This window comes from Maribacter sp. IgM3_T14_3, from assembly GCF_049603095.1.
Taxonomy (GTDB): domain Bacteria; phylum Bacteroidota; class Bacteroidia; order Flavobacteriales; family Flavobacteriaceae; genus Maribacter.
Genome location: NZ_CP187138.1, coordinates 1568439 through 1593319, shown reverse-complemented (window position 1 = coordinate 1593319; position 24881 = coordinate 1568439). Strand labels below are relative to the sequence as shown.

Sequence of the window (24881 nt, the reverse complement as noted above, 5' to 3'; positions counted from 1 at the left end):
CATTATAAATTTAGATTTCTACAAATTGTCACTTCGAGCGCAGTCGAGAACCTTTTGAAATCGAATGATTCTCGATTTAGTTAGAAGCTCGAACGCTAATCCCTAACTCCTAATCCCTAGATACTAACTACTTTAATCAACATACCCTTCAGGATGCATTTCGTCAAATTCCGTTTGATCTTGAAAAGCTTTTGCTAACAAAAGAATGCTCGCTTCGTCGTAGAGATTGCCAACTAGGGTTATACTCGTGGGGTGTTTCTCTTTATCTAATCCTGTAGGTATGGCAATAACCGGGTGCCCTGTAAGGTTGGTAATAATTAATTGTCTATTTCCGAACGTTGGGGATATCAGCACATCATAATCTTTCATGATAGCCTGCATTTTCTCAATAAGCACTTGTCGGTGTCTATTCGCTTGTAGGTATTCTACAGCAGGTATAAAACGAGCTTGTCGTAAAGAATTTGCACGTGAACGTTCATCTTGTTCTACCATTTTATCTACTTCTTTTGCACGAACCATATCATCAAAAAATGCTCCCGCTTCTGCCCTTAATATAACATCAAAACTTTTATAAGGCACATCTTCTGGTAGTTCCACTTCGTTAAGGGTTAGTCCCATTTCTTTAAAAGTCTTCAAAGCTTTTTCTAGATTATCCTTACTTAGAGAAGTGTCCTTTTCAATATCCTTTTTCAAGTATCCGATACGCAACGATTTGTAATCTTTTGTAGGTTCGAATCCGTCAGGGTAATTTGTGGTCATTCCGTCTTTTGGATCTTTACCGGTAATTACACTATATACAATAGCACAATCTTCTGCACTTCTTGCCATAGGTCCGACCTTGTCCATAGACCAACTTAAACTCATCACTCCGTGTCTGCTAACTCTACCATATGTTGGGCGTAAACCCGTAATTCCGTTTCTATTACTTGGCGATGTAATTGAACCTAAAGTTTCTGTTCCCAAGGCAAAAGGAACTAATCCTGCTGAGGTTGCAGATCCCGAACCTGCAGACGACCCTGTAGCACCCTGTTCGGTATCCCACGGATTTTTTGTTTTTCCATCGAACCAAACATCGCCACGTGCCAATGAACCAGAAACCAATTTAGCAACTAAGACTCCGCCAGCAGCCTGTAATTTTTCAACCACCGTAGCTGTCATTTCAATTTGTTGATCACGATAAGGTTCTGCACCCCATGTGGTTTTATAACCTTCGACAGCCATAAGGTCTTTTACGCCGTATGGTATGCCATGTAAAATTCCGCGGTAGTTTCCGGCAGCAAGCTCGGCATCTAAAAGTTTAGCTTGTAACAAAGCCATTTCTTCGGTTATGGTAATTGTACATTGTAAAACAGGATTGTATTTTTTTAATCGGGCTATAAAGAACTGGGTCAATTCTAGCGAACTTATTTTTTTGCTTTTAATGAGTGAGGCAAGCTGAGGTATGGAGAAAAAAGCAAGGTCAGCTTCTTTGTTTGGTAGTTCTATATTATCCGGAATTTCCCATTCAGGGAATCCCGCTTGTGCTTTTGGGGTGAAGTTTAAAGGTAAAGGGTTAAACTGTATTGCAGGTACGACATCGTTATCTAAAGTGTATTTACGTAGGGTGTCAAAACCTTCTTTATTTCGTTTTAGATAAGGGTATAGGGTGTCAATATATTTTTTATCGAAATCTAATCCCACTAGCTTTTGCGCTCTTTTTACATCTTTTTTAGAGAATTCATTTTTAGAACTAGAGCAAGATGTAATGAGTAAGAAAGTAAAGAGACAAAGAAATAAAAATAGAGCTAATCTTTTGGTAGGTTGGTGCATGACTTAAGTTTTAAAGAAGATTCTAAATTACGGTTTTTAGATAGTTTATTTCTACCTGTAAATCATAAATAATCAAGAATTGAACATCTGTTAATAAGAGGTTTTGATTATAATGGCATCTTCATTTTCAATACGCTAACTTCATAATCTAACATCTAAGGATTATCTTTGTAACCAGCTTGCCAACAAGCAGGTTTAGAATGAATTTATAGAATGAAGATAGATAAGAAGGATGTTTTAAAGGCGTTGGAACATATTACCGTTCCGGGTGAAGGTCAAAACATGGTAGAAAGTGGTGCTGTCACCAATATTCAGATTTTTGGCGATGAGGTAGAAGTTGATATTACTATTGCAAACCCAAGCTTACAAGCACGTAAAAAGACCGAGGTAGAGATTTTAAAGATCATACACAGGGAAGTTTACGAAAAAGCCAAAATTAAAATAAACATTAAGGTCAACGCTCCTGCAGCAAAACCGAAAGTGAACGAAATAAAAGGTAAAGCGATACCGGGCATTTCTAATATTATAGCAGTAGCTTCCGGTAAAGGTGGGGTAGGTAAATCTACCGTAACGGCCAACTTAGCAGTTACTTTAGCGAAAATGGGCTTTAAAGTAGGTTTATTAGATGCCGATATCTACGGGCCATCAATGCCTATAATGTTCGATGTTGCGAACGATAAACCACTTGCGGTAACTATAGATGGCAAATCTAAAATGAAGCCGGTAGAAAGTTATGGAGTTAAACTATTATCGATTGGTTTTTTTACGCAAAGAGACCAAGCGGTAATATGGAGAGGACCAATGGCTTCTAAAGCATTGAACCAAATGATTTTTGATGCTCATTGGGGCGATTTAGACTTTATGTTGATCGATTTACCACCAGGTACGGGCGATATACACTTAAGTATTATGCAAGCCTTACCAATAACAGGTGCAGTTGTTGTAAGTACACCACAAGAAGTTGCACTTGCCGATGCAAGAAAAGGTGTGGCAATGTTTCAACAAGATTCTATAAACGTACCTGTTTTGGGAATTGTAGAAAATATGGCCTACTTTACGCCTGCAGAGTTGCCAGACAATAAGTATTATATTTTTGGTAAAGAAGGTGCTAAACATCTAGCAGAAGATTTAAATGTACCTTTCCTTGGTGAAATGCCTTTGGTACAAAGTATACGTGAAGCTGGTGATGCAGGTAGACCTGCAGCATTACAGACATCAACGCCTGTAGAAAAAGCGTTTGAAGAATTGACGAAAAAAATAGTGAGTGAGGTTGTTGCTAGAAATAAAACTCTGCCACCTACAGAAGCCATAAAGATTACAACAATGGCGGGTTGCTCGCCTGTTAATAAAAAATAAGTATGACATCAGCAGAACTAAAATTAAATGTTGAAAAAGCATTAGAAGAAATCAGACCTTTTTTACAAAGTGATGGTGGTGATATAACATTGATTTCTATTGATGATGAATCTTCTGTTAAAGTAAGATTAGAAGGTGCTTGTGTTGGTTGTAGTGTGAATCAAATGACACTAAAAAGTGGCGTTGAAATGACCATTAAAAAGTACGCCCCGCAAATTCAAGAAGTAATAAATGTAGCAGTTTAATGCCTGATAATTATCATAATTTATAATAGGATAGATTGATAATTTTGAAGGATATTACATAGAATTGAAGTAATGATTAAGACCGATATATTGATAATTGGCGCGGGACCTACGGGTCTTTTTGCCGTTTTTGAAGCAGGACTCCTAAAACTAAAATGCCATTTAATAGATGCCTTGCCACAGGCAGGCGGACAATGTTCTGAAATTTATCCTAAAAAACCTATTTATGATATTCCTGGTTTTCCAGAAGTATTGGCAGGTGATTTGGTCGATAATTTAATGGAACAAATAAAATCTTTTCAACCTGGTTTCACTTTAGGCGAGCGAGCAGAGACAATCAAAAAATTAGACGATGGTACTTTTGTAGTAACCACAAATAAAGGTACTGAGCATCATGCGCCGATAGTCGCTATTGCTGGTGGTTTAGGAAGCTTTGAGCCTAGAAAACCTTTGTTAGATAATTTGTCGAAATTCGAAGACAACGGTGTTGCTTTCATGATTAAAGATCCTGAAGTATATCGTGATAAAAAAGTAATTATAGCTGGTGGCGGTGATTCTGCCCTAGACTGGAGTATTTTCTTGGCAGATGTAGCATCGCAAGTAACCTTGGTACATAGAAGAAATGAATTTAGAGGAGCTTTAGATTCTGTAGAGAAGGTTCAAGAATTAAAGAACCAAGGCAAAATTAATTTAATTACCCCTGCAGAGATTATTGGTCTTAATGGTAGTGATAAATTAGAATCTGTTTTAATCAGAAAAATTTCTGATGATAACGAAGAACTAGTTTTAGAGGTAGATGATTTTATCCCTTTATTCGGACTCTCACCAAAACTCGGTCCGATTGGAGACTGGGGGTTGGATATAGAAAAGAATGCTATTAAGGTTGATACCTTCGATTATCAAACAAACATACCTGGAATATACGCGATTGGAGATGTAAATACATACCCTGGCAAATTGAAATTAATTCTTTGTGGTTTTCATGAAGCAACATTAATGTGTCAAAGTGCCTTTCAAAAAATTCATCCAGATAAAAAGTACGTCATGAAATATACTACCGTAGGTGGTGTAAGTGGTTTTGACGGTACTAAAAAGGAAGCGCCGAAAGCCGTAGTGAAAGCGATTGAATAAATTATAAGGTTTTAGGGCAAAGGATTTAGGAGCTAGTAAATATGGCTGTAAAAAGATTTGAAGATTTATTAGTTTGGCAAAAATCACAAGATTTAGCTGTTTTAGTTTATAAAGATTTTATAAACTTGAAAGATTATTCTTTTAAGGACCAAATCTCTAGAGCCTCAGTTTCAATATCCAATAATATTGCTGAAGGTTTTGACCGAAAAACTAATCCTGATTTTATCAGGTTTTTATACTTTGCAACAAGTTCAAATAGCGAGGTAAGGTCTATGTTGTATTTGTCTGAAAGATTAAAATATTTACCAAAAGAGAGAACAGTTGAATTAATTGATAAGTCTAATGAAATTTCTAGAATGCTTTACGGACTAATTCAATCTATGAAATAAACTAGTTCACTAAACCCTAACTACTAAATCCTATAAATGACCGATATCAAAATAAAAATAACAGACCGCGAAGGAGTGTTACACGAAATAGTCGCTCCGACCGATATGAATATGAATCTTATGGAAGTGGTTCGTTCTTACGAATTAGCACCAGAAGGTACTATAGGTATTTGTGGTGGAATGGCTATGTGTGCTTCCTGTCAATGTTATGTGTTGTCAGATACAGAACTTCCAGAAATGGGTGATGATGAAGAAGCCATGTTATCAGAGGCATTTAATGTAAAAGATAATTCACGTTTAGGATGCCAATTACATATCACCGAAGATATGGACGGACTAGAAGTAGAGCTTGCTCCCGAAGAATTATAAAACTTTCGATATTGCGAGAAAACGAGATGCAATCGAGCTTGACGAAGCAATCTGTTGAATTGATTTTAAAAGCTCGTGATAGCCTTGTAGTTGGAAAATAAATTTTTATTTTCCAACAGCCAACAGCCAACAGCCATTTTTGAACTTGAACTTGAATTTTATTTTGCCTAACTCCTAACTCCTAACTCCTAACTCCTAACTCCTAACTCCTAAAGTTATATCCTAGCCTGATACGTAAACAAGTTATGGTATCTACCTTCTTTAAGAATTAGTTCTTCATGAGTACCTTGTTCGGCAATACGTCCGTTTTCGATAACTAAAATCTGATTCGCTTTTCTAATGGTGCTTAAGCGGTGTGCGATAACGAAAGTGGTTCTTCCTTTGGTCAATTCAGCCAAACTCTTTTGAATTAGGGCTTCGCTTTCAGTATCAAGATTAGAGGTAGCTTCATCTAAAATTAAAATTCTAGGGTTTGCTAAAACCGCACGTGCGATAGCAATACGTTGACGTTGACCACCAGATAATTTTACTCCGCGTTCCCCGATTAAAGTTTCTAAACCAACTTCAAAACGGTCTGTAAATTCATTAACATAAGCGGCATTAACAGCTGCCGTTAATTCTTCTTCGGTCGCATTAGGTCTAGGGAAAAGAATGTTTTGGCGAATGGTACCTTCAAAAAGAAATTCATCCTGTAGAACAACGCCCAAGTGCTTTCTAAAACTACTTAAGTTTACTTTGGCAATATCTTCACCATCAACGGTAATATTTCCCGATTGCGGATTCAAAAATGTAGCCGCCAACCCGGCAATAGTACTCTTACCAGATCCAGAACTACCGACTAAAGCGATAACCTCACCAGATTTTGCTTCAAAACTTATATTATGAAGCACTTCTTTGTCCTCTTCGTAAGCAAATGATACATCATTAAAAATGATATTACCTTCAAAATTTTTGAGAACCTCTGTGCGGTTTTCCTCGTCAGATTCAGGCACCATGTTCATCAATTCTTCGGTACGGTCTAAACCTGCCAAAGCTTCGGTTAATTGGCTTCCAATATTGCTCATCTGAACGATAGGGGCAACCATCAATCCTAATAAAAAAGTAAAGGTCAAGAAATCACCAATGGTCAATTCGTCCATCATAATTTTATAACCGCCAATTCCCATAATACCTGTAGTTGCCAATCCCAACAAAAAAGTAGATGAGCTGGTCATAAATGCGGTGGCAGTTAAACTTTTCTTCACATTTTGAAATAAACGATCAACCCCTTCTTCGAAGATTTTGTTTTCCTGCGCTTCGGCATTAAATCCTTTTATTACACGAACACCACCTAAGGTTTCGGTTAGTCTACCGGTAACTTCGGCATTAATTTTACCTCTATTTCTAAATATAGGTCGTATTACCTTAAAAGCTTTCAAGGCGATTAAAGCAAAAATAGCTAAAGGAACTAGTGTGAAAATGGTCATTGTCCAGCTTATACGAAGAAGTAAAATTAAAGATACAACGGCAGTAATAGTACCACCTACCAATTGCACCAAACCTGTGCCGATTAAATTACGAACCCCTTCAACATCACTCATAATTCGAGATACCAATGCGCCCGATTTTGTGTTGTCAAAGAAACTGATAGGTAATGAAAGAACTTTTTTCTGTACCTGTGCCCTAAGTTCAGAGATTAAATATTGCGCCTGAACACTCAAAATTTTAGTTAGTAAAAATGAGGTGACCGATTGTACTAAAATTGCCGAACCAACAGCAAGTACAAGAATTTTTAAAAGTTCAACGTTTTTGTTCGGTATTATATCATCCATTAAATATTTAAGGGATAATGGTGCTACAAAACTTGCCGCTTTACTGATGACAATTAAAAGCAAGCCAATAACTACAAGCTTTCGCCTTGGCCAAATAATTGTTTTAAATGCGGAAAGTACTGTTACTTTTTTTTCTGCCATAGGTATTTTTTGTTTGTTTCTGACGATGATTTTAACGTATGCTGTCTGGTCGAGCGCAGTCGAGACCTATTATTTCTCTGGTTTAAAATCTGAATGTGATGCATTTCTGCATTCAGCTAATATTTGAATCAAATCAACATTAACATTAGCAAAAGCATATTTCTTTTTTGCACTCCATTTTTTGATTTTCTTTTCAAAATATATTGTCTGTTTAACATCATTAAATTCTTGGTAAAAAATTAGTTCAACGGGTCTACGCTTAAATGTGAAACTACTTTTATTCAAACCTTTTTGGTGTTCTTCTAATCGTCTTGAAATATCATTTGTTATAGCTGTATAGGTTAACCCATCAGAACATTTCAAGATATATACATAATAAAATTTCATCAATATCACAAAACGAGGTCTCGACTGCGCTCGACCAGACAATAATCTGCAAGGTACTTCAATTCTAAAGTTTTACCGAATCTAGAATAGGTTTTGATAATGGCTAGTTGAATCAATAAAGGTTTTTATATTTGAGTATTAAGATTACCAACCAATGCTCAAAAAAACCATTTTCCTTTTTCTCTTAGTTACAGTTTATGCCAATGCGCAAGAACAATACTATACTTTGCGAGACTACGTAACCGATAGTGCTGGTATTTTTACTTCTAGTGAAGTGTTAGAACTAAACCAGCGATTAGTTGAGTTTGAAAAGAATACTACAAATCAGTTAGTGGTAGTAACGATAGAAGAATTAGGGTATGATACCATTGAAACTTATGCCAATGGTCTGTTCAACCAAAACGGAATCGGTCAAGAGGGTAAAGATAATGGGCTATTGATTTTATTTTCAAAATTAGATAGGGAAGTAAGAATAGAGGTAGGTTCTGGTTTAGAACCGTACATAACAGATGCCGTTGCATCAAGAATTATTCACAATACGATGATTCCTAATTTTAAAGAGGAGGCGTATTTTACGGGCATTAACGAGGCTAGTAATCAGCTCATAGAATTTCTAAAAAACCCAGAGGCATTAGATGAGTTTAAAAAAGAGATTGAAGACGAAGAAAGTAACGATCAGCTAATAATGTACATTTTTATTGGCTTCTTTCTACTTATATTTTTAACGGTAGGCGGGTTTTTCTTTTATAGAAGTTACAAAAATATCATTGAGGTTTTTCGTGGAATGTTAATAGGTAAGCTAGGGGTATTACCAGGGTTGTTTATGTTGATTGAAGGTTCATTATCATCGTTATTCGGTTTGGTTTTTATGCTTGTACCAATAGCTGTTGCTTTTAGTATACTTACGTCCAGTCAAACTATGATGGTGGAAATTGTAGACAATCCAAAATTGTTGTTATGGTTATTGCTTCCATTTTTTGGTATTGCTGCAATCATTGCTTTTATAAAATTAAAACTAGCAGGTAAAGAAGATTTGAGCATTTCTTGGATCAAAAATGACAAGTCCTACTATAGAAAAACATTCTCCTCTTCAGGTACACATTCTTTTAGTTCGGGCAGTAGCTCTTCAGGTGGTAGTTCAAGTTCATTTTCCGGTGGCGGAGGAAGTTCTGGCGGTGGAGGATCGAGCGGTAGTTGGTAAAAATCAAGTACATTTATACATCTCAAGAATTGATTAAAATAGTAGCTATGAACAGAATTATTTATTTGTTGGCATTTATCTTGGTTTTATCGTGTAAGACAGAAAAGCAAGAGACAGGTGAAATACAAAAATGGGAAGCGCAGGCTGCTAATGTAGAAATAATAAGAGATGATTTTGGGGTGCCTCATATTTATGGTAAAACAGATGCCGATGCGGTTTTTGGCTTATTATATGCACAATGCGAGGATGATTTCAATCGCGTTGAGCAGAACTATATATGGGCAACAGGTAGGTTGGCAGAAGTAGATGGCGAAGAAGCTTTATATAGCGATTTGCGTGCAAAATTGTTTATGAGCGAAGAAGAGGCGAAAGCTAATTATGAAAAAAGTCCCGCTTGGTTAAAAGAATTATGTGATGCCTTTGCCGATGGGGTTAATTACTATTTATACACGCACCCAAAAGTAAAACCAAGATTATTGACCCATTTTGAACCGTGGATGCCAATGTACTTCAGCGAAGGGTCTATTGGCGGAGATATTGAGCGTATTTCTACAAAAAAGATAGCTGCTTTTTATGATAGCAATATGGCTTTACCAGAAATGGAGGCGATAAAGTTGAAAAAAGAAAAAGAAGTAGAAGAACCACAAGGCTCAAATGGTATAGCTATTTCTGGGAAATTGACTCAATCTGGCAATCCGTTGTTATTGATAAATCCGCATACCTCATTTTATTTTAGGGGAGAAGTTCATGTGGTTTCAGAGGAAGGATTAAATGCCTATGGTGCGGTAACATGGGGTCAGTTTTTTGTTTACCAAGGATTCAATGAAAAAACCGGATGGATGCATACATCTACCTATACCGATGTAATGGATGAATTTAAAGAAACCATTGTTAAGAACGATGATAATTTATTCTATCAATACGGAGAAGAATTGCGACCGGTACAATCATCTGAAATAGTGTTGAAATACCTTGATGGTAAAAAGTTGAAAGAGAAAAAATATCCGGCATATAGAACGCACCACGGACCAATTACCCACGTTGTCGATGGACAATGGACAGCATCTGCCATGTTGTGGGAACCGGTAAAAGCATTAGAACAATCATTTGTTCGCTCCAAACAAAGTGGCTATAAAGGTTTTCGTGATATGATGGATATCCGAACAAATTCCAGCAACAATACGGTGTATGCAGATGCAGAGGGCAATATTGCTTATTTCCACGGAAATTTTGTTCCTAAAAGAGATGTTCAATTTAATTATGAACTACCGGTAGATGGTAGTAACCCTAAAACAGACTGGCAAGGCTTACATTCAGTCGATGAGAATATTTTAGTGCTAAATCCAGAAAATGGGTGGATCCAAAACTGTAATTCTACTCCGTATACATCAGCTTTAGAATTCAGTCCTAAGAAAGAAGACTACCCATATTACATGTCAAAAGACCAAGAAAATTTCAGGGGTGTACATGCAATTGAATTATTAACGGATAGAAAAGGATATACTGTAGATAGTTTAATTCAATTAGCCCACGACCCATATTTGCCAGCATTTAAAGCATTGATTCCTGGCTTGGTGAAAGAGTATAATTCTCATGATGATAAGAATCCGAAATTAAGGGAGCCTATTGAGATTCTTGAAAATTGGGATTACACTACGGGTGAAAACCAAGTTGCCATGACATTGGCACATTTTTATGGAACAGCAATGGGTAGTAGCGCCAAGCATCCTGATAATATGAGTGATATGGAGCGCATGACCTATTTTGGTACCCATACAGAAGAATCTTTAAAAATATTCGAAGAAGTAATTGACCAGCTAACGGCTGATTTTGTAACATGGAAAATACCGTGGGGAGAGGTTAATAGATATCAAAGAATTACAGGAGATATCGTTCAACAATTCGATGATACAAAACCTAGTATCCCTATTGGTTTTGCTTCAGGAAGGTGGGGAGCTTTGGCTGCCTATGGTGCGCGTTATACAACAGACGGTGCGAAAAAATTATATGGTACAAGGGGTAATAGTTTTGTAGCTGTTGTAGAATTTGGTGAAAAGGTGAAAGCTAAAAGTATATTGGCTGGTGGGCAAAGCGGTGATCCTTCTTCACACCATTTCGACGATCAAATTGTTCGCTATAAAAATGTAAATTGGAAAGAAGTTCCTTTTTATCGCGAAGATGTTTTAAAAAGAGCACAAGAGACCTATAGACCTGGGAAAAGAAAATAGGTATTTATTGTAGCATTTAAGATGGAATCTGCTGACTTAAACAATGAAGTGTTCCAAAGCCCCAAATTAAGTCTATACAGTTAATCCCGATTACTTCTCGGTCAGTAAAACAATCTGCTAATATATTTAATGCAATTCTATCATTGGCATCATTAAAAGTAGGTACTAAGACCGCTTTATTTATAATTAAAAAGTTAGCATAACTGGCAGGCAGTTCTAGCTCTTCAAATATAATTGGTTTTGGCATTGGTAACTCAACAACTTTTAATGGTTTACCATTTTCTAAGGTTGCGGCTTTTAAGCGTTTCAAATTATCTTGTAACGGTTGGTAATTTCTATGTTTTTTGTCTTCTTCAACAACGGTAACTACGGTATGTTCATTTACAAATCTACAAAGGTCATCTATATGCCCGTGTGTGTCATCGCCAGTTATACCGTTACCTAACCAAATGGTATTGGTTACCCCAAAATATTCTTTGAAAACCGCTTCGTAATCTTCCCGTTTAAATGCTGAATTACGAACCTGAATAGACGGGTGTAAAAGACATTCTTCTGTGGTAATCAAAGTGCCTTTGCCATTTACTTCAAGTGCGCCACCTTCTAAAATTATTTTCTTACCATTGAAGGTTGCTTGACTTACTGGTATATCTAAATGATTTGCGACCTTATTTGGCACGTGCTTGTCTAACTGCCAGTTATTGTATTTGGCCCAACCATTAAAATTAAAATTTAAAGCCTCAGATTTCCCGTTATTTTTTACAATGATAGGTCCGGAATCTCGCATCCAACTTCTGTTGGTTTTATGAATGATAAAAGAGATTTTATTTATGTCTACAGTGGCCATTTCTAAAAGCTCTGTAACCGAAGTTTTAAGTTTCTCATTGGCAACAACCAAGTAAACGGTCTCGTAAAGCGAAACTTTTTTAATGAACTCTACAAAAGCCCAGCGAATAGCTTCGTATTTTCCAGGCCAATCATTTCCATTGTGGGGAAAACATAATAGTATACCTTTTTGCTTTTCCCATTCTGCCGGAAATCTTCTATTATTCATAAACTTTAATCTAATGCACGTTTTGTTATATCGCCAAAAGCATCAATACGTCTATCTCTGAAAAAAGGCCAATTTTGACGTACATTTTCCTGTAAGTCTAAATCAACTTCTGCGATTAAAATTTCTTCTTTATCATGAGAGGCTAATGCAAGTATTTCACCTTGAGGTCCGCAGATAAAAGATTTTCCCCAGAACTCTAATCCATCGGTTCCTGGTAGATATTTTTCTAATCCAATTCTGTTCGCGGCAGCAACATAAATTCCGTTGGCAACGGCATGACCTTTCATTACATTCATCCATGCGCCATATTGGTTATCGCCATATTGCTCTTTTTCTGCCGGATGCCATCCAATAGCTGTTGGGTAGAATAAAATTTCTGCGCCTTTCATAGCTGTAAGTCTTGCAGCTTCAGGATACCATTGATCCCAACAAATTAGGGTACCTATATTGCCTTTTTTAGTTTTTATAGATTGAAAACCTAAATCACCGGGAGTAAAATAGAATTTTTCATAAAAATGTGGGTCATCGGGTATGTGCATTTTACGGTATAGACCTGCTTTTGTACCATCTGTATCTATAATGTAAGCACTATTATGATAAATACCGGACATTCTTTTTTCAAAGAAAGGAATTATAAGGGCTACGCCTAATTCTTTTGCTAATTCGCTGAAAGCCGTAAAAGAAATATCGCCTAACGGTTCGGCCATAGAAAAATTCGCTACATCTTCACTTTGACAAAAGTAATGGCTGCTATAAAGCTCTGGAAGACTGATAACTTCTGCACCTTGGTTAGCAGCTTTTCTAATCCATTCCAAGCATTTTTTTCTATTCTCGTCTGCGGTATTATTCAGGTTTAACTGAATAACGGCAACTTTATATTTCTGACCCATTAAAAAATGATATAATTAAAAACAAAGATATTAAATTAAATATCTTGTCGGCAGTGGATTAAATTTTAGAAATGTGAATTCTTACTCTTTCGTAACGATTAACGTTGCTTTAGAACCTGCAGATAAAAGCCATTTGTTAGAGTAGATTAATTCGCCTTTGTCATTGTAAACATCGAACTGTGCGGTATTTGGTGCCGAAGATCCATGGTTAAGTGCTTCGAAATCTAAACGATTAAAACCATCTTGCAAGTCAACATTTATACCTTTGAATGCTCCTGTTAACAGAAGGTTTTGTTCAACAACCATATCATTCATATAAATTTTTACACGATCCCCATCAACATATTCATGGTCTCTGCAAACAATGCCAATAAACTTTCCGCTACTTTTTACATCACCTAAATATTGATCAGCAAAATACTGCCCGGAACCACCTAATCGCTCACCGGGTCCAATTCGTGGATCTATTTTCATACCCGTACCCGCTTGTACCAATTCTTCATCGCGTAACATTTTTACAGGATTAGGTTCTCGCATATCAACACTTGGCTGTTCTTTAATTAAATTGGGCATGTTCAAAACAGAACCTTTATTTGGAGTGCCACTAGAATTAATAGGGTTTACCTTATCAATTTTCAACGGTTTTGAAGTAGGTAAATCTGTTTGAGCAGAAACCTGAGCCGCAGAAAAGGAGAACAATGCAATAAAAAGAAAATAAAGCTTTCTCATCGAATCTTAAATATGATGAAATAAAGATAACAAATACCCTGCCATGGGTACTTAAGGCTTCGTTAAAAAAAGGTCGATGCCTTAAGTATTCGATGAACGATGGTTTAAGATTGTAAATTTTGTCTTAAAAAGTGAATGAAATTTCCATTCATTATTTTTTCAATATCCGTTTCGGCATATCCTCTGTCTTTGAGCATGCCCGTTATTTTCTGTAAATCTTCAATAGTATCGACGTCAGCGGGACCTTGTTCTGTTCCGAATCCGCCATCAAGGTCAGAGCCAATACCAACATGATCAGCATTACCAGCTAATTGACAAATATGGTCGATATTATCTAGTATCTGCTGTAGACTTACGTTTGCAGATTGCGGAGTAGAAATACCTCTTTCCCACGTTGGTGTCATCATCCAAGCATCTAAGACAACACCGATAACCCCTTTTCTACCTATGATTTCTTTCAATTGCTCATCGGTAAATTGCCTGTGATGATTTACTAAAGACCTACAGTTATTGTGACTAGCCCAAAGTGGTCCGTCATAATTTACCATAGTTTCCCAAAAACTTAGGTCGCATAAATGAGTAACATCTAGAATAATTCCCAGTCGTTGAATTTCTTTTAATAGTTCTCTTCCTTTGGTTCCGATTCCGCCTACTGAATTTGTTCCGTGCGCATAAGTACCTGGACCATAATGCGCCGGACCAACAGCTCTTAAGCCAGAATCATAAGCTTTCTGAAGGTATGAGATGTCTACGATAGAATCTGCACCTTCAAGACTAAGTAAGTAGCCAATAGGCTTTTTTTCTTCGTCCGTTTTCCAAAGGGCTAAATGGGCATCGAGTTCGGTTTTGTTGGTGACCTGAACCATTTCACCAGCCTCTTCCATGCTTTTGTACCATGCTAGTTGGCCTTGAGTATGTGCCCAAGCTTGTTGGGGCGATTTCCATCCTGGCAGTGTATTGTCTTTATGTACATAACGAGCAATTTGCGTCGCCATACAGAGACCGATATTCCCTTTTCTCATAGCTTCTAAAGAAACGGTATTGTTACCACGACCAGGCTTGTCGGTTAAACCTTGTTCACTTTTTCTAATTTCTTCAATAGACCAAGTAAGGTCGCGATTCCAGTCCATGGCATTCATAGAAAGGTCTAAGTGGGCATCAAATATAAACATACTTAAATAGTAGATTTTTGAGTTCTGGCAGTTACTGGCCAGTAATCTATAACGGTATTATCTTTTATAACAGTTAGGGTATCGTACTTCGCCACAGTTGGGCATATGTGCTTTGGTATTGCATAATGAACATCACCAACCTCCGGTATAGTTAAGTCATCATACTCTACTACCAAATGTTCTTCTGACTGACTTATTTGTTTACTATGTTTTAAGTCTAAAAATTCAATTCGCGGAAAAGGCATTTCAGGTGCAACCGATTTATGACCTAGATCAAAACATAGAATACCGGTTGTTGGTTTGCTTACAATTCTGATGAATAATACTGCAGCTGGTAAGAAGTTCATTTCTGGAAATTGGTTTCCATAACCAGAATCCCAAAGAAGGGTAGTGCCAGGGCTGGCATCTACATCTTTGCGTTTGCAGTGAAAAGGAAACGTTGGCGAACCGCCAACCACTATTTTTGGGCTGGGTATATTTTTATCTTCAATACTTTTCTTTAAATCGATAACCGCTTCGAAAGCTGTATTACATTCTTGCTCTCGTATTGCGGGATCTGAATTACGTAAATGACCGTCGTATACATGTAGACCCTCAGCAATTAAATTTTCATTTTCATGTAATTGGGTATACAATTCTAGAGCATCTTTGTCGGGTATTATTCCTGTTCTGTTCATGCCATTATTAATATCTACCCAAAGCGGAATTTTAATAGCGTTGGATGCAGCTATTTCATTAAGAATAGTAAGGGTTTTAGAGTTATCAACAATGGTCGAGAACTTGGTATTCGGGTATTTTTTAATCAATTCAACAAAACGCTGTGCATTCGCACCAACGGGTTGCATAGCCAATAATACATCATCAGCATCGCAGTCACCAAGTAGTTCAGCTTCAGCAATAGTGGCGCATTTGAATTTTTGAATTCCGCGTTCCATAAGCATGTTGATGATATTAGCGTTTTTATAGGTTTTTACATGTGGACGTAGTCGATTTGCATCACCTGTCATAGAAATCATCAAGTCTATGTTATGCTGAATTCTATCTGGATACACCAATAAAGAAGGAGATATCACTCCCTCGGGATGGTCTAAAGAATACCAATTATCTTTTTGCATATGAATTAATGATGTAGTTCGAAATGTGCTTCAATTTCAACAGGAATACCGCCGGGTAAAATCATCCCAACGGCGCTACGAACACCTACTCCGTTATCGGGTCCGAAAATATCTGCCATGAGTTCGCTAAAACCGTTAATGACTAAAGGTTGTTGACCAAAATCGGGAGTGGAATTTACCATCCCTAAGGTTTTTACAATTCTTTTAATTCTATCAATATCACCAAAATGTGTTTGTATCGTAGAAAGCATGGTAAGGGCAACTTGCCTTGCGGCAACTTTAGCCTCTTCCATCGTCAAATCGTGACCAGCTCTGCCGACAATTAACGAGCCATCATTTTGCATAGGGCCCTGACCAGAAATATATAAAAAATGGTCAACGACTAAAACAGGTTTGTACAAACCTGCAGGCGGTGGAGCAGGAGGTAAAACCAAACCTAATTCTTTTATTCTTTCAGAAGGTTTCTTTTGCATATGTATTTAATTTAAATAAAGGCATTAATTGTTAAAACGCCAAGTAGGCCCATGATACCTACGGTGGTTTCCATGACAGTCCAGCTTTTTAGCGTATCGTTTACAGATAGATTAAAGTACTCTTTAAATAACCAAAAACCGCTATCGTTAACATGGGATAACATTAAACTACCCGATCCTATGGCCAAAACCATTAATTCTGGACTAGCCCCTGTGCCTTGAACAAGAGGCAGCACAATACCTGCAGCGGTTAAACCAGCTACGGTTGCAGACCCAACACAAACACGTATTACGGTAGCAATTAACCAAGCTAAAATTAAAGGAGAGATGGAAGATTCTTGTAATATCGCTCCGATATATTCGCTTACACCGCTATCTATTAATACTTGTTTTAATGCGCCAGAGCCAGCGATAATTAGTAGAACCATTGTTATGCCTGTAATAGCACTACCAACAGAGTCCATGACTTCTTTCATACTTTTTCCACGACCAAGACCTAAAGTATAAATAGCCACTAAAACAGCAATAAGCATTGCAATTGCAGGGTTACCCATGAAAACCAGAATCTTGGTAAGAAAGAAATCGGCAGGTAGTAAAAGAGGGGCTAAGGCGGCAATGGCAATTAATATAACAGGTAATAGTGCACTTATAATACTATTTGCCATACTAGGCATTTCATGTTCTTTTAATATAACAGGGTTAAGAAATTCTTTCAAAGGCGTGGCGTTGATTCCTTTTAAGGTTCTTGAAAGTAATGGACCGGCAACAATAATGGCAGGTATGGCAACTATGATTCCGTATAGTAAAGTTTTACCAATATCAGCATTAAACATGGAGGCAAGAGCTGTTGGTGCTGGGTGTGGAGGTAAATAGCCGTGTGTAACCGAAAGTGAAGCTAACATAGGTAGACCGACATATAAAAGAGGTAAACCTGTAGCTGCTGCAGTAGTGAAAACTAGAGGAACTAGAATTACAAAACCTACAGAATAAAACATGGGTATACCAACTATGAATCCGGTTAATACGACCGCCCATTGAATATTTTTTTTTCCGAATTTCTCCACCAGTTTTGTAGTAATTCGTTGTGCGGCACCACTATCGGCAACCAACTTGCCAAGCATAGCACCGAGCCCTAAAATTATAACAAGAAAACCTAAAATATTACCGATACCTTTTTGAATGGAATCGACGACACTAATAGGTTCCATGCCCTCAGCGATACCAACGAATAAAGAGACGATGATAAAGGTGATAAAAGCGTTTAGTTTGAATTTAGCAATGAGAATGAATAGGAGAAGAATTCCTAGAATAACTATAATTAAAGGCATATTTAGAATAGAGTTAGTTTGGTTGATTCTCTAAATATACCATAAAAAAAGCTCATCATATTTAATTTAAATATGATGAGCTTGAAAATATAATGCTATTATTTATCTGTAACTTCAGGAGATATAGCTTTGTAAACGATGCCTGCTAAAATGGCTCCTACGATAGGTGCTAACCAAAATAACCAAAGTTGATCTATAGCCCAATCGCCAGCAAAAAGAGCCTGACTTGTGCTACGTGCCGGGTTTACAGAAGTATTGGTAACAGGTATACTAATTAAGTGAATAAGGGTAAGACAAAGTCCGATTGCCAAACCTGCAAAACCTCTTGGTGCTTTTGTATAGGTAGAACCTAATATGACAAATAAAAAGATAAACGTCATGGCTACTTCTATGACCAAGGCAGAAGTCATACTGTATCCGCCAGGTGAATGTTCTCCGAATCCGTTAGATGCAAATCCGCCTAAAACGAAATCAGATTTACCAGAAGCAATAAGATAAAGAATAGCTGCACCTGCAATACCGCCCATTACCTGAGCAACGATATAAGGGAAAACGTCTTTACCATCAAAGCGCCCACCTACCCATACACCGATAGAAACTGCCGGGTTTAAATGACAACCAGAAATATGACCAATGGCATAAGCCATTGTTATGACGGTTAAACCGAAGGCTAAAGAGACCCCAACAAAGCCAATACCTAATTCTGGAAAACCTGCGGCAAGTACGGCACTACCGCAACCACCTAATACCAGCCATAACGTGCCGATAAACTCTGCAATAAATTTTTTCATTTTAATAAGGTTTAATTGTTTGTATTTATTTAGAAACCAAAACATTGTTAAAGTCACAATTATTTATTCAATTTTTTGAGTGTTTATTCAATTTTAACTTATTAAGTTTTGAATAAACAAAAGAATTGTATTAATTATTATAAATATAATATGTTCAAAATAAATAATTTTTAGGTGTTTTGTATTATCGCGGATTAAAGAGTTAGCATGAATTGCCTAAATTTTTATTCACATTTATAATTCTTATTGCCTTAAAATAATAATTGGATAAATTCATCAAATGGCAGCTTACTGCATTGGTATTCATTGGTTTAGTTTTAATATTTTTAGAAGAGTGTTTGATTAATAACTTAAAAATAAAGCCATGATGAATAAAAGACAGTTTTTGACCAACATTGGTAAAGCGGCTTTTACCTTGCCTTTTTTACCATACAGTTCTGTGGTGAAAGGAGCAGCGCCAACAAAATCATATGTAACGAAAACTGAAGATGATTTTTGGTTAAGAATACGGGAAGATTATCTTTTAAAACCGGATTATATTAATCTGGAAAATGGTTATTATAATTTTATCCCGACACCAATTATGATGAAGTATATAGACCACTTAAAAATGGTCAACTATGAGGCTTCATACTACATGCGTACCGTACAATGGGATAATAAAGCAAGCGTGCGTGATCGATTGGCGAAGTTCGTTGGCAGCACTCCTGAAGAGTTGGTGATAACTAGAAATGCAACGGAGTCATTAGATTTAATAATTGGTGGTTATCCGTGGAAAAAGGGCGACGAAGCCATTTATGCCTTACAAGATTATGGTTCAATGAAAGACCATTTTGAGTTGATGGTTAAAAAATATGGTATTAAAACAGCAGTTGTAGATGTTCCAAATTATCCAGAATCTGATGAAGAATTAGTGGCTTTATATGAAAAAGCGATTACACCTAAAACCAGGTTAATGATGGTGAGCCATATGATTAATATTACCGGACATATATTGCCAATTCGTAAAATTTGTGACATGGCGCATAAGTATGGAGTTGAGGTTTTAGTAGATGGAGCTCATTGTATTGGTCATTTTAAGGTAGATATAAAAGCATTGAATTGCGACTATTATGGAACTAGTTTACACAAATGGTTGAGTGTTCCTCTTGGATCGGGCATGTTGCATGTCGCGAAAGATAAAATCACAAAAATATGGCCACTTTTTACAGATTGGGAAAATGACTCTGACCTTATTCAACGATTAAATCATACCGGAACATTACCAGTACATACAGATTTAGCTGTTAATGATGCTTTAGATTATATTGAGATGATTGGTATAGAACGCAAACAAGAAAGGCTTCAGTTTTTACAAAAATATTGGAGCGATAAATTAAGAAATGAGCCCAATATTACCGTAAACACTCCAGTAGAGATGCAGCGTAGTTGTGGTATCGCAAATGTGGGAATATCATCTATGGATGCAAAGGAACTAGCAGCTCAATTATTAAGTGAGTTTAAAATATTTACAGTAGGTGTTGATTATGCAAATGTAAAAGGATGTAGAATTACCCCCAATGTTTACACTACCACAGATGAGTTGGATAGTTTTGTTACCGCTATGAAAACAATGGCAAAAAGAAGTTAAATTAACGAGTTATGTAATCCGCCAACTTCTGTGGTCCTTCCAATAAAATGCGAACTACGCGTAACGTACCGTCATCAGTGGTATTTATTTGCCATTTTATCAAAGAAATACAACCATTTTCAATTTCTATTCCGGTAATACTTCTTGGGTGAACGCAGCTACCATCGTTAAAGAGAGGTATATCTTCAGGCTCTGGAAAACGAGGTCTGTGGGTATGACCAACGACAGTTACTTTAAGATTATTCTTTAAAATCCATTTTTTTATACGTCGCTCTACTTTTATGAGTTCAGTATAATTTTTAGCAGGTGAAGTAGGGTCTGCAATACCCCAAACTTGTAACGGTTTCCATAACACTCTTACCAAAAATCTACCCCAGCGCCAAAAAGTATAGTTCCACCAATCTGCTTGGTGACCATGGGTAAGAAAAACTTCTTGGTCGGTATCTTTATGTTTTAATACAATGGCTTCATGATATTTTATTCCCTCGAAAAGCGATTTGTCCTTATCGTCAATAGGTTCGAAATAACTCGACAGGTGTTTTTTTACATAGTCTTCATCTTTATAGACCATATCATGATTGCCCCAAATCATATGCAATCTGTGCTCTAGATGAAATTGCTTTAAAAGCTTGAATACATTTTTATGAGCTTCAAAAATAGACTCAAAATTAATATTCTCCCAGAGTTCATCACCGTCACCTAATTCACAATAATCGAACCCTTCTGTATAGTAAAATTTTAGCGCATGATAATAGATGTTTCTATTGTTGGCAAATTCATCAGAAAAACTGTTATCGCCCCTATGGCAATCGCTAAAAAGTATGAATTTTGAGGCATCGTCAAATGGAATAACTTTAGCATTGTTATAAGCTCTTGTAAGTCTGCTATCCGATGACATGGGCTATTTTTCGTTAAATATCCGAAAATCCAGTCAACCATAGCGCTTAGGACTTTAAAAAACTTGGTATGTTTTGTAACTTTACATCCAATTAGTAGACTAACTGAACCATGGGAAAGCACGATAGAAAGATAATGCCGGTAAAGCACCTCATAAGTTTTGAAAAACTTCTAGAGAAGTACGATGAACATTTAAAGGGCGATGATCCTTTTTTGGCGGCTACCGCTGAACGAATTCTGTCTATTGAAAAAGGTTTTCCTGAACTGCGAGATGGTTTTTCAGATTTTACTTTATTAGAAAAGAACCAAGATCTTATTAATCGAATTTTGCAAGATACATTCACAGAAGCTTTGAGTGGTAACGAGATAAAGGTGGCTACGTTACCTTATCAAGATATGATTATAAAGTCGTCTGCGCGTTTTCAAAAAATAATTGAAGAGGCAGGTGATGATTATGTGCCAGAGTTAAGAAACGTTGGCGATGATATGGACTATATCATGAGTTGCGTTGTGGTTTTAAACTATTACTATGGTTATCATTTAGACTTTAGTCGACCTTATTTTTATGATATTCCAGATGCAAATGGGGTAATGCGCCATTACCGAATTTTATACAATGCAGATTTTATTGATGTTATACCTACAGAGAAGGCGAAAGTAATTACACAAGAAGACGTAGATGAGTTATTGGCTAGCCCATATGATATTAAACTTTGGATGGAGAAGATTCCGCCAGAAAGTTTTATATCCAAAGGTTTTGTAATTGCCAATTTGTTCGATGTAACTATGGAGCAGGCAATTTCGAATATTAAATCAAAGCTGATTTCAAAGGAGACTATACAACCGACGAATTTCATGCATGATTTGCAAGAAACTTTTAAGTCGTTTTTTAGATTGCCGAATATTAAAGTCGGTTTTACTTCATTCGATGCTAAAAAAAATGAGTTTGAAGAAGTTTCAGGTATGGGGTTTGAAAGTTTTCTTTTAAGAGGTCAGCACCATATGAACTGCAAAAGTGCATTGTGTGAAGATTCTTATGATAAACTCATAGATCACAATGCTTACTTTACTATTGCCGATATGGATCGTAAAGTGGAGCAGTCTGGTAACTTGCAGCCATATGTAGGGCTAAAAGAACAAGGCATACAAAGTGCTATTTTCGCTCCAATAGCCTATGAAAATAATCTTTTAGGGGTTTTAGAAATCGTTTCTGAAAAGAAAGGGGTGCTTAATGGTGTAAATGCGCAAAAGCTAGATGATGTTATGCCGTTTATAATATCTGCGGTTGTACGTACCAAAAATGAAGAAAATAATAGAATAGACGCTATTATACAGAACGAGTGTACATCGGTGCATTCTTCGGTTTATTGGAGGTTTCAAGAAGAGGCTAAAAAGTTTATCATAGATGAAACTGAAGGTAGGTCACCTTCATTTAAAGAAATAGTTTTTAAAGATGTCTATCCGTTATTCGGACAAATAGATATCAAAGATTCTTCGCAAGCTAGAAATTTAGCAATTCAGCGCGATTTAATGATTCAGCTTTCAGAAATTGACAATGTTTTGAATATTGCTTTGAAAAAGTGGGAGTTGCCTATTTATGAAGAGTTGATCTTTAGGGTGAATAATCACCTTGAGAGCATAAAAGAGATGCTTTATACTAATAGCGAACAAGCTATTTTTGATTTCGTACACGAAGAGATTTCGCCAGTTTTTGAACACCTTAAAAAGTTCGACAAAGATATTGAGAAGCATATTCTAAAATATGAGTCTAAAATTGATATGGGTACGGGTTCTTACTATGACCATAGAAAGAATTATGATGAAAGTGTAACCTTGATCAATAAAAAACTATCATCGGTTATTGATAAAAGGCAAGAAAGTGCCCAAGCGATGTTTCCTCATTATTATGAGCGTTACAAAACAGACGGTGTAGAACACAATATGTACATTGGTGCATCGATATCTGAAAACCAAGAGTATAATTCGTTATATCTTAACAACTTAAGATTGTGGCAATTACAGGTAATGTGCGAAATGGAGAATGCTCATTATACCCTAAAACCAAAATTACCGGTACCCTTAGATGCTGCATCATTAATCTTAGTTTATAACACATCATTATCTATTCGTTTTAGAATGGATGAAAAACAATTTGATGTTGACGGAACGTATAATGCACGTTATGAGGTAATTAAAAAGAGAATCGATAAATCGTACATTAAAGGTACAGATCAAAGGTTAACTCAAACAGGTGTACTTTCTATTGTGTATTCTCAAAAGAAAGATGAATTAGAATATTTAAGATATATCAAATTCTTAAAGTCTAAAGGTTGCTTTACCAATAAGATAGAAATAGTAGAGCTAGAAGGTTTACAAGGTGTATCTGGTCTAAAAGCTATACGTGCAGAGATTCTTTACAAAAGAGAACAAGAGCCAGAAAAAACGTATACCTACCAAGATTTAATGGATGCTTTAAAAGAATAAAACTTCACTTAGCAACTGTATTTTACGATCCGGACCAAAGTATTTAAAGGAGACTGCGAAAGCTATAACCGATAGAATCATACCGATCATGAAGATAGTGTACGTCCAACGTAGTAGTGAATACTTTCTATTTAAAACAATTCCTAGAAAATAAAGATCTTTAGTTAACGAAGTGTATATGTAATCTTTATCCTTTAGCATTTCTTGTATAGCCCACTCGTACTCACTTAGTGCCATTTTATGAAAATTGCCGAAGAACAATAGGTTAACATTTTTGTTCGCCACATCTTCTTTGGTAAATTCACCGCTCGTAACATTAGGTCTTGTAGCTAGAACTGCCAAAACCATAGAAATTACACTAAATAATACGAAGATTACGGTCGGGTAAATAAGATAATCATTAGATGGGTTGTCTAATTTCGGAATAAGGTTTGACAGCGCTAAAGAAATAATAATGGCATTTACCGATAAAAGTATGTTCGCCTTTGTGTCAGCAATATCACTAAGGGTAATATGGTTTTTAAGCGTTACACGATATAGCGTCTGAATACCTCGATCAGGACTTTCGCTTTTAAATTGCGCTTTTAGTTTCTCTTTCTTGGCAAGTTTCTTCTCAGACTTTTTATCTTTAATAAGCTTTCTTAAGTTTTTATCTTTTTTCCCGATCCAATTTTCTTTAGCGTAATCTGTGTAATATTGGTGATCGGTTCTAAACATCTGTATGTTAAGTTCTAGCCACTCTTTTTGACTATAATTTTTTATACCGAAAAGTTTTAGTTCTTCACGTAAAAGATCTGTGGTTTCAAGGTAGCTGCTCTGAGCAAAATGAGAACAGTCTGCATCGCGTATAATTTCCTCCATTAAATTTTGTGGCTTTGCGTTCCATTTTGTGGCGCGTATACAGCTTTTAACTTTCTCAATATCTTCCTGATTGTAGCTTTTTTCAGTTAAAAATTTCTCTGCAATTTCGCAGCTACTTTCTTCGTGTTCGTCAATGCCTTTGGTGTAACCGGTATCGTGAAACCAAGCAACAATTTCTAGAAGCGCTTTATCCTTATCTGATAGAGAACATGAATCAAGTAATTGTTTAGTACTTTTAACGACTCTTTGGGTATGTCTTAGATTATGGTACAGAAACTTCTTGTCCAGTTGAGTGGTAAGTAGTTCAACTACAAATTGTTGTGTACTTTCTAAAATATCTGACATAGAAAAAATTGGTTAGAATTATCCAAATTACAAAAATTTAAACAGGCC

At 36.4% G+C, this 24881-nt stretch carries 22 protein-coding genes; 9 read left to right on the top strand and 13 right to left on the bottom strand.

Going from position 1 to position 24881, the window contains the following annotated elements:
* Positions 1-132: 132 nt before the first annotated feature.
* The gene (locus ACPF9A_RS07155; RefSeq protein ID WP_424002998.1) at positions 133-1809 is read right to left on the bottom strand and encodes an amidase; all 1677 of its coding nucleotides are present in this window, start codon (positions 1807-1809) and stop codon (positions 133-135) included.
* A gap of 213 nt (positions 1810-2022) precedes the next feature.
* On the opposite strand from ACPF9A_RS07155, the gene ACPF9A_RS07150 reads away from it, so the two are divergent.
* The 5 genes from ACPF9A_RS07150 to ACPF9A_RS07130 all read left to right on the top strand — a co-directional run bounded on the left by ACPF9A_RS07150 (position 2023) and on the right by ACPF9A_RS07130 (position 5299).
* Positions 2023-3165 (top strand): P-loop NTPase, encoded by a 1143-nt coding sequence (locus tag ACPF9A_RS07150; RefSeq protein ID WP_424002996.1) that lies wholly within the window; start codon positions 2023-2025, stop codon positions 3163-3165.
* Positions 3166-3167: 2 nt separating this feature from the next.
* On the top strand, positions 3168-3410 hold the full coding sequence (locus tag ACPF9A_RS07145; protein ID WP_424002994.1) for a NifU family protein: 243 nt from the start codon (positions 3168-3170) through the stop codon (positions 3408-3410).
* A 72-nt stretch (positions 3411-3482) separates the two neighbouring features.
* Positions 3483-4541, top strand: coding sequence for an NAD(P)/FAD-dependent oxidoreductase (locus ACPF9A_RS07140; protein WP_424002992.1), 1059 nt, complete (start codon positions 3483-3485; stop codon positions 4539-4541).
* A gap of 41 nt (positions 4542-4582) precedes the next feature.
* The gene (locus ACPF9A_RS07135) at positions 4583-4930 is read left to right on the top strand and encodes a four helix bundle protein (protein WP_027065920.1); all 348 of its coding nucleotides are present in this window, start codon (positions 4583-4585) and stop codon (positions 4928-4930) included.
* 36 nt (positions 4931-4966) lie between these two features.
* Positions 4967-5299, top strand: a complete 333-nt coding sequence (locus ACPF9A_RS07130) for a ferredoxin (protein ID WP_424002990.1) — start codon at positions 4967-4969, stop codon at positions 5297-5299.
* A 215-nt stretch (positions 5300-5514) separates the two neighbouring features.
* On the opposite strand, the gene ACPF9A_RS07125 is transcribed toward ACPF9A_RS07130, so the two are convergent.
* Together ACPF9A_RS07125 and ACPF9A_RS07120 are read right to left on the bottom strand one after the other, a co-directional pair.
* The gene (locus ACPF9A_RS07125; protein WP_424002988.1) at positions 5515-7251 is read right to left on the bottom strand and encodes an ABC transporter ATP-binding protein; all 1737 of its coding nucleotides are present in this window, start codon (positions 7249-7251) and stop codon (positions 5515-5517) included.
* Positions 7252-7320: 69 nt separating this feature from the next.
* Complete coding sequence (locus tag ACPF9A_RS07120; RefSeq protein ID WP_424002986.1) at positions 7321-7638, bottom strand: GIY-YIG nuclease family protein; 318 nt, start codon at positions 7636-7638, stop codon at positions 7321-7323.
* A 154-nt stretch (positions 7639-7792) separates the two neighbouring features.
* Here ACPF9A_RS07120 and ACPF9A_RS07115 point away from each other — a divergent pair, with 154 nt between their 5' ends.
* Both ACPF9A_RS07115 and ACPF9A_RS07110 read left to right on the top strand, forming a co-directional pair.
* Positions 7793-8839 carry a TPM domain-containing protein gene (locus tag ACPF9A_RS07115; protein ID WP_424002984.1) on the top strand — a complete coding sequence of 349 codons (1047 nt, stop codon included), beginning with the start codon at positions 7793-7795 and terminating at the stop codon, positions 8837-8839.
* A gap of 47 nt (positions 8840-8886) precedes the next feature.
* Positions 8887-11067, top strand: coding sequence for an acylase (locus ACPF9A_RS07110; RefSeq protein ID WP_424002982.1), 2181 nt, complete (start codon positions 8887-8889; stop codon positions 11065-11067).
* A gap of 16 nt (positions 11068-11083) precedes the next feature.
* Here the strand turns inward: ACPF9A_RS07110 and ACPF9A_RS07105 are convergent, their stop codons facing one another.
* The 8 genes from ACPF9A_RS07105 to aqpZ form a co-directional block, all read right to left on the bottom strand.
* On the bottom strand, positions 11084-12118 hold the full coding sequence (locus tag ACPF9A_RS07105; protein WP_424002980.1) for an agmatine deiminase family protein: 1035 nt from the start codon (positions 12116-12118) through the stop codon (positions 11084-11086).
* 5 nt (positions 12119-12123) lie between these two features.
* Positions 12124-13008 (bottom strand): carbon-nitrogen hydrolase, encoded by an 885-nt coding sequence (locus tag ACPF9A_RS07100; RefSeq protein ID WP_424002978.1) that lies wholly within the window; start codon positions 13006-13008, stop codon positions 12124-12126.
* Positions 13009-13089: 81 nt separating this feature from the next.
* On the bottom strand, positions 13090-13737 hold the full coding sequence (locus tag ACPF9A_RS07095; RefSeq protein ID WP_424002976.1) for a hypothetical protein: 648 nt from the start codon (positions 13735-13737) through the stop codon (positions 13090-13092).
* A 104-nt stretch (positions 13738-13841) separates the two neighbouring features.
* A complete protein-coding gene (locus tag ACPF9A_RS07090) occupies positions 13842-14909 on the bottom strand; it encodes a dipeptidase (RefSeq protein ID WP_424002974.1) in 1068 nt (355 codons plus the stop codon).
* Between the two features lie 2 nt (positions 14910-14911).
* On the bottom strand, positions 14912-16024 hold the full coding sequence (locus tag ACPF9A_RS07085) for a D-TA family PLP-dependent enzyme (protein ID WP_424002972.1): 1113 nt from the start codon (positions 16022-16024) through the stop codon (positions 14912-14914).
* 5 nt (positions 16025-16029) lie between these two features.
* Positions 16030-16497, bottom strand: a complete 468-nt coding sequence (locus tag ACPF9A_RS07080; RefSeq protein WP_424002970.1) for a RidA family protein — start codon at positions 16495-16497, stop codon at positions 16030-16032.
* Positions 16498-16508: 11 nt separating this feature from the next.
* Positions 16509-17825 (bottom strand): gluconate:H+ symporter, encoded by a 1317-nt coding sequence (locus ACPF9A_RS07075; protein ID WP_424002968.1) that lies wholly within the window; start codon positions 17823-17825, stop codon positions 16509-16511.
* A gap of 98 nt (positions 17826-17923) precedes the next feature.
* Positions 17924-18616: an aquaporin Z gene (gene aqpZ, locus ACPF9A_RS07070; RefSeq protein ID WP_424002966.1), complete on the bottom strand. Its 693-nt coding sequence runs from the start codon at positions 18614-18616 to the stop codon at positions 17924-17926.
* Between the two features lie 364 nt (positions 18617-18980).
* On the opposite strand from aqpZ, the gene ACPF9A_RS07065 reads away from it, so the two are divergent.
* Positions 18981-20246 carry an aminotransferase class V-fold PLP-dependent enzyme gene (locus tag ACPF9A_RS07065; RefSeq protein WP_424002964.1) on the top strand — a complete coding sequence of 422 codons (1266 nt, stop codon included), beginning with the start codon at positions 18981-18983 and terminating at the stop codon, positions 20244-20246.
* 1 nt (position 20247) lies between these two features.
* Here ACPF9A_RS07065 and ACPF9A_RS07060 read toward each other — a convergent pair whose 3' ends face one another.
* Positions 20248-21144: a serine/threonine protein phosphatase gene (locus ACPF9A_RS07060; protein ID WP_424002962.1), complete on the bottom strand. Its 897-nt coding sequence runs from the start codon at positions 21142-21144 to the stop codon at positions 20248-20250.
* Between the two features lie 110 nt (positions 21145-21254).
* Here ACPF9A_RS07060 and ACPF9A_RS07055 point away from each other — a divergent pair, with 110 nt between their 5' ends.
* Entirely contained in the window at positions 21255-23627 is a 2373-nt protein-coding gene (locus tag ACPF9A_RS07055; protein WP_424002960.1) for a GAF domain-containing protein, read from the top strand.
* On the opposite strand, the gene ACPF9A_RS07050 is transcribed toward ACPF9A_RS07055, so the two are convergent.
* Positions 23616-24833 carry a Pycsar system effector family protein gene (locus ACPF9A_RS07050; RefSeq protein WP_424002958.1) on the bottom strand — a complete coding sequence of 406 codons (1218 nt, stop codon included), beginning with the start codon at positions 24831-24833 and terminating at the stop codon, positions 23616-23618. The genes ACPF9A_RS07055 and ACPF9A_RS07050 overlap by 12 nt on opposite strands.
* Positions 24834-24881 lie beyond the last annotated feature (48 nt).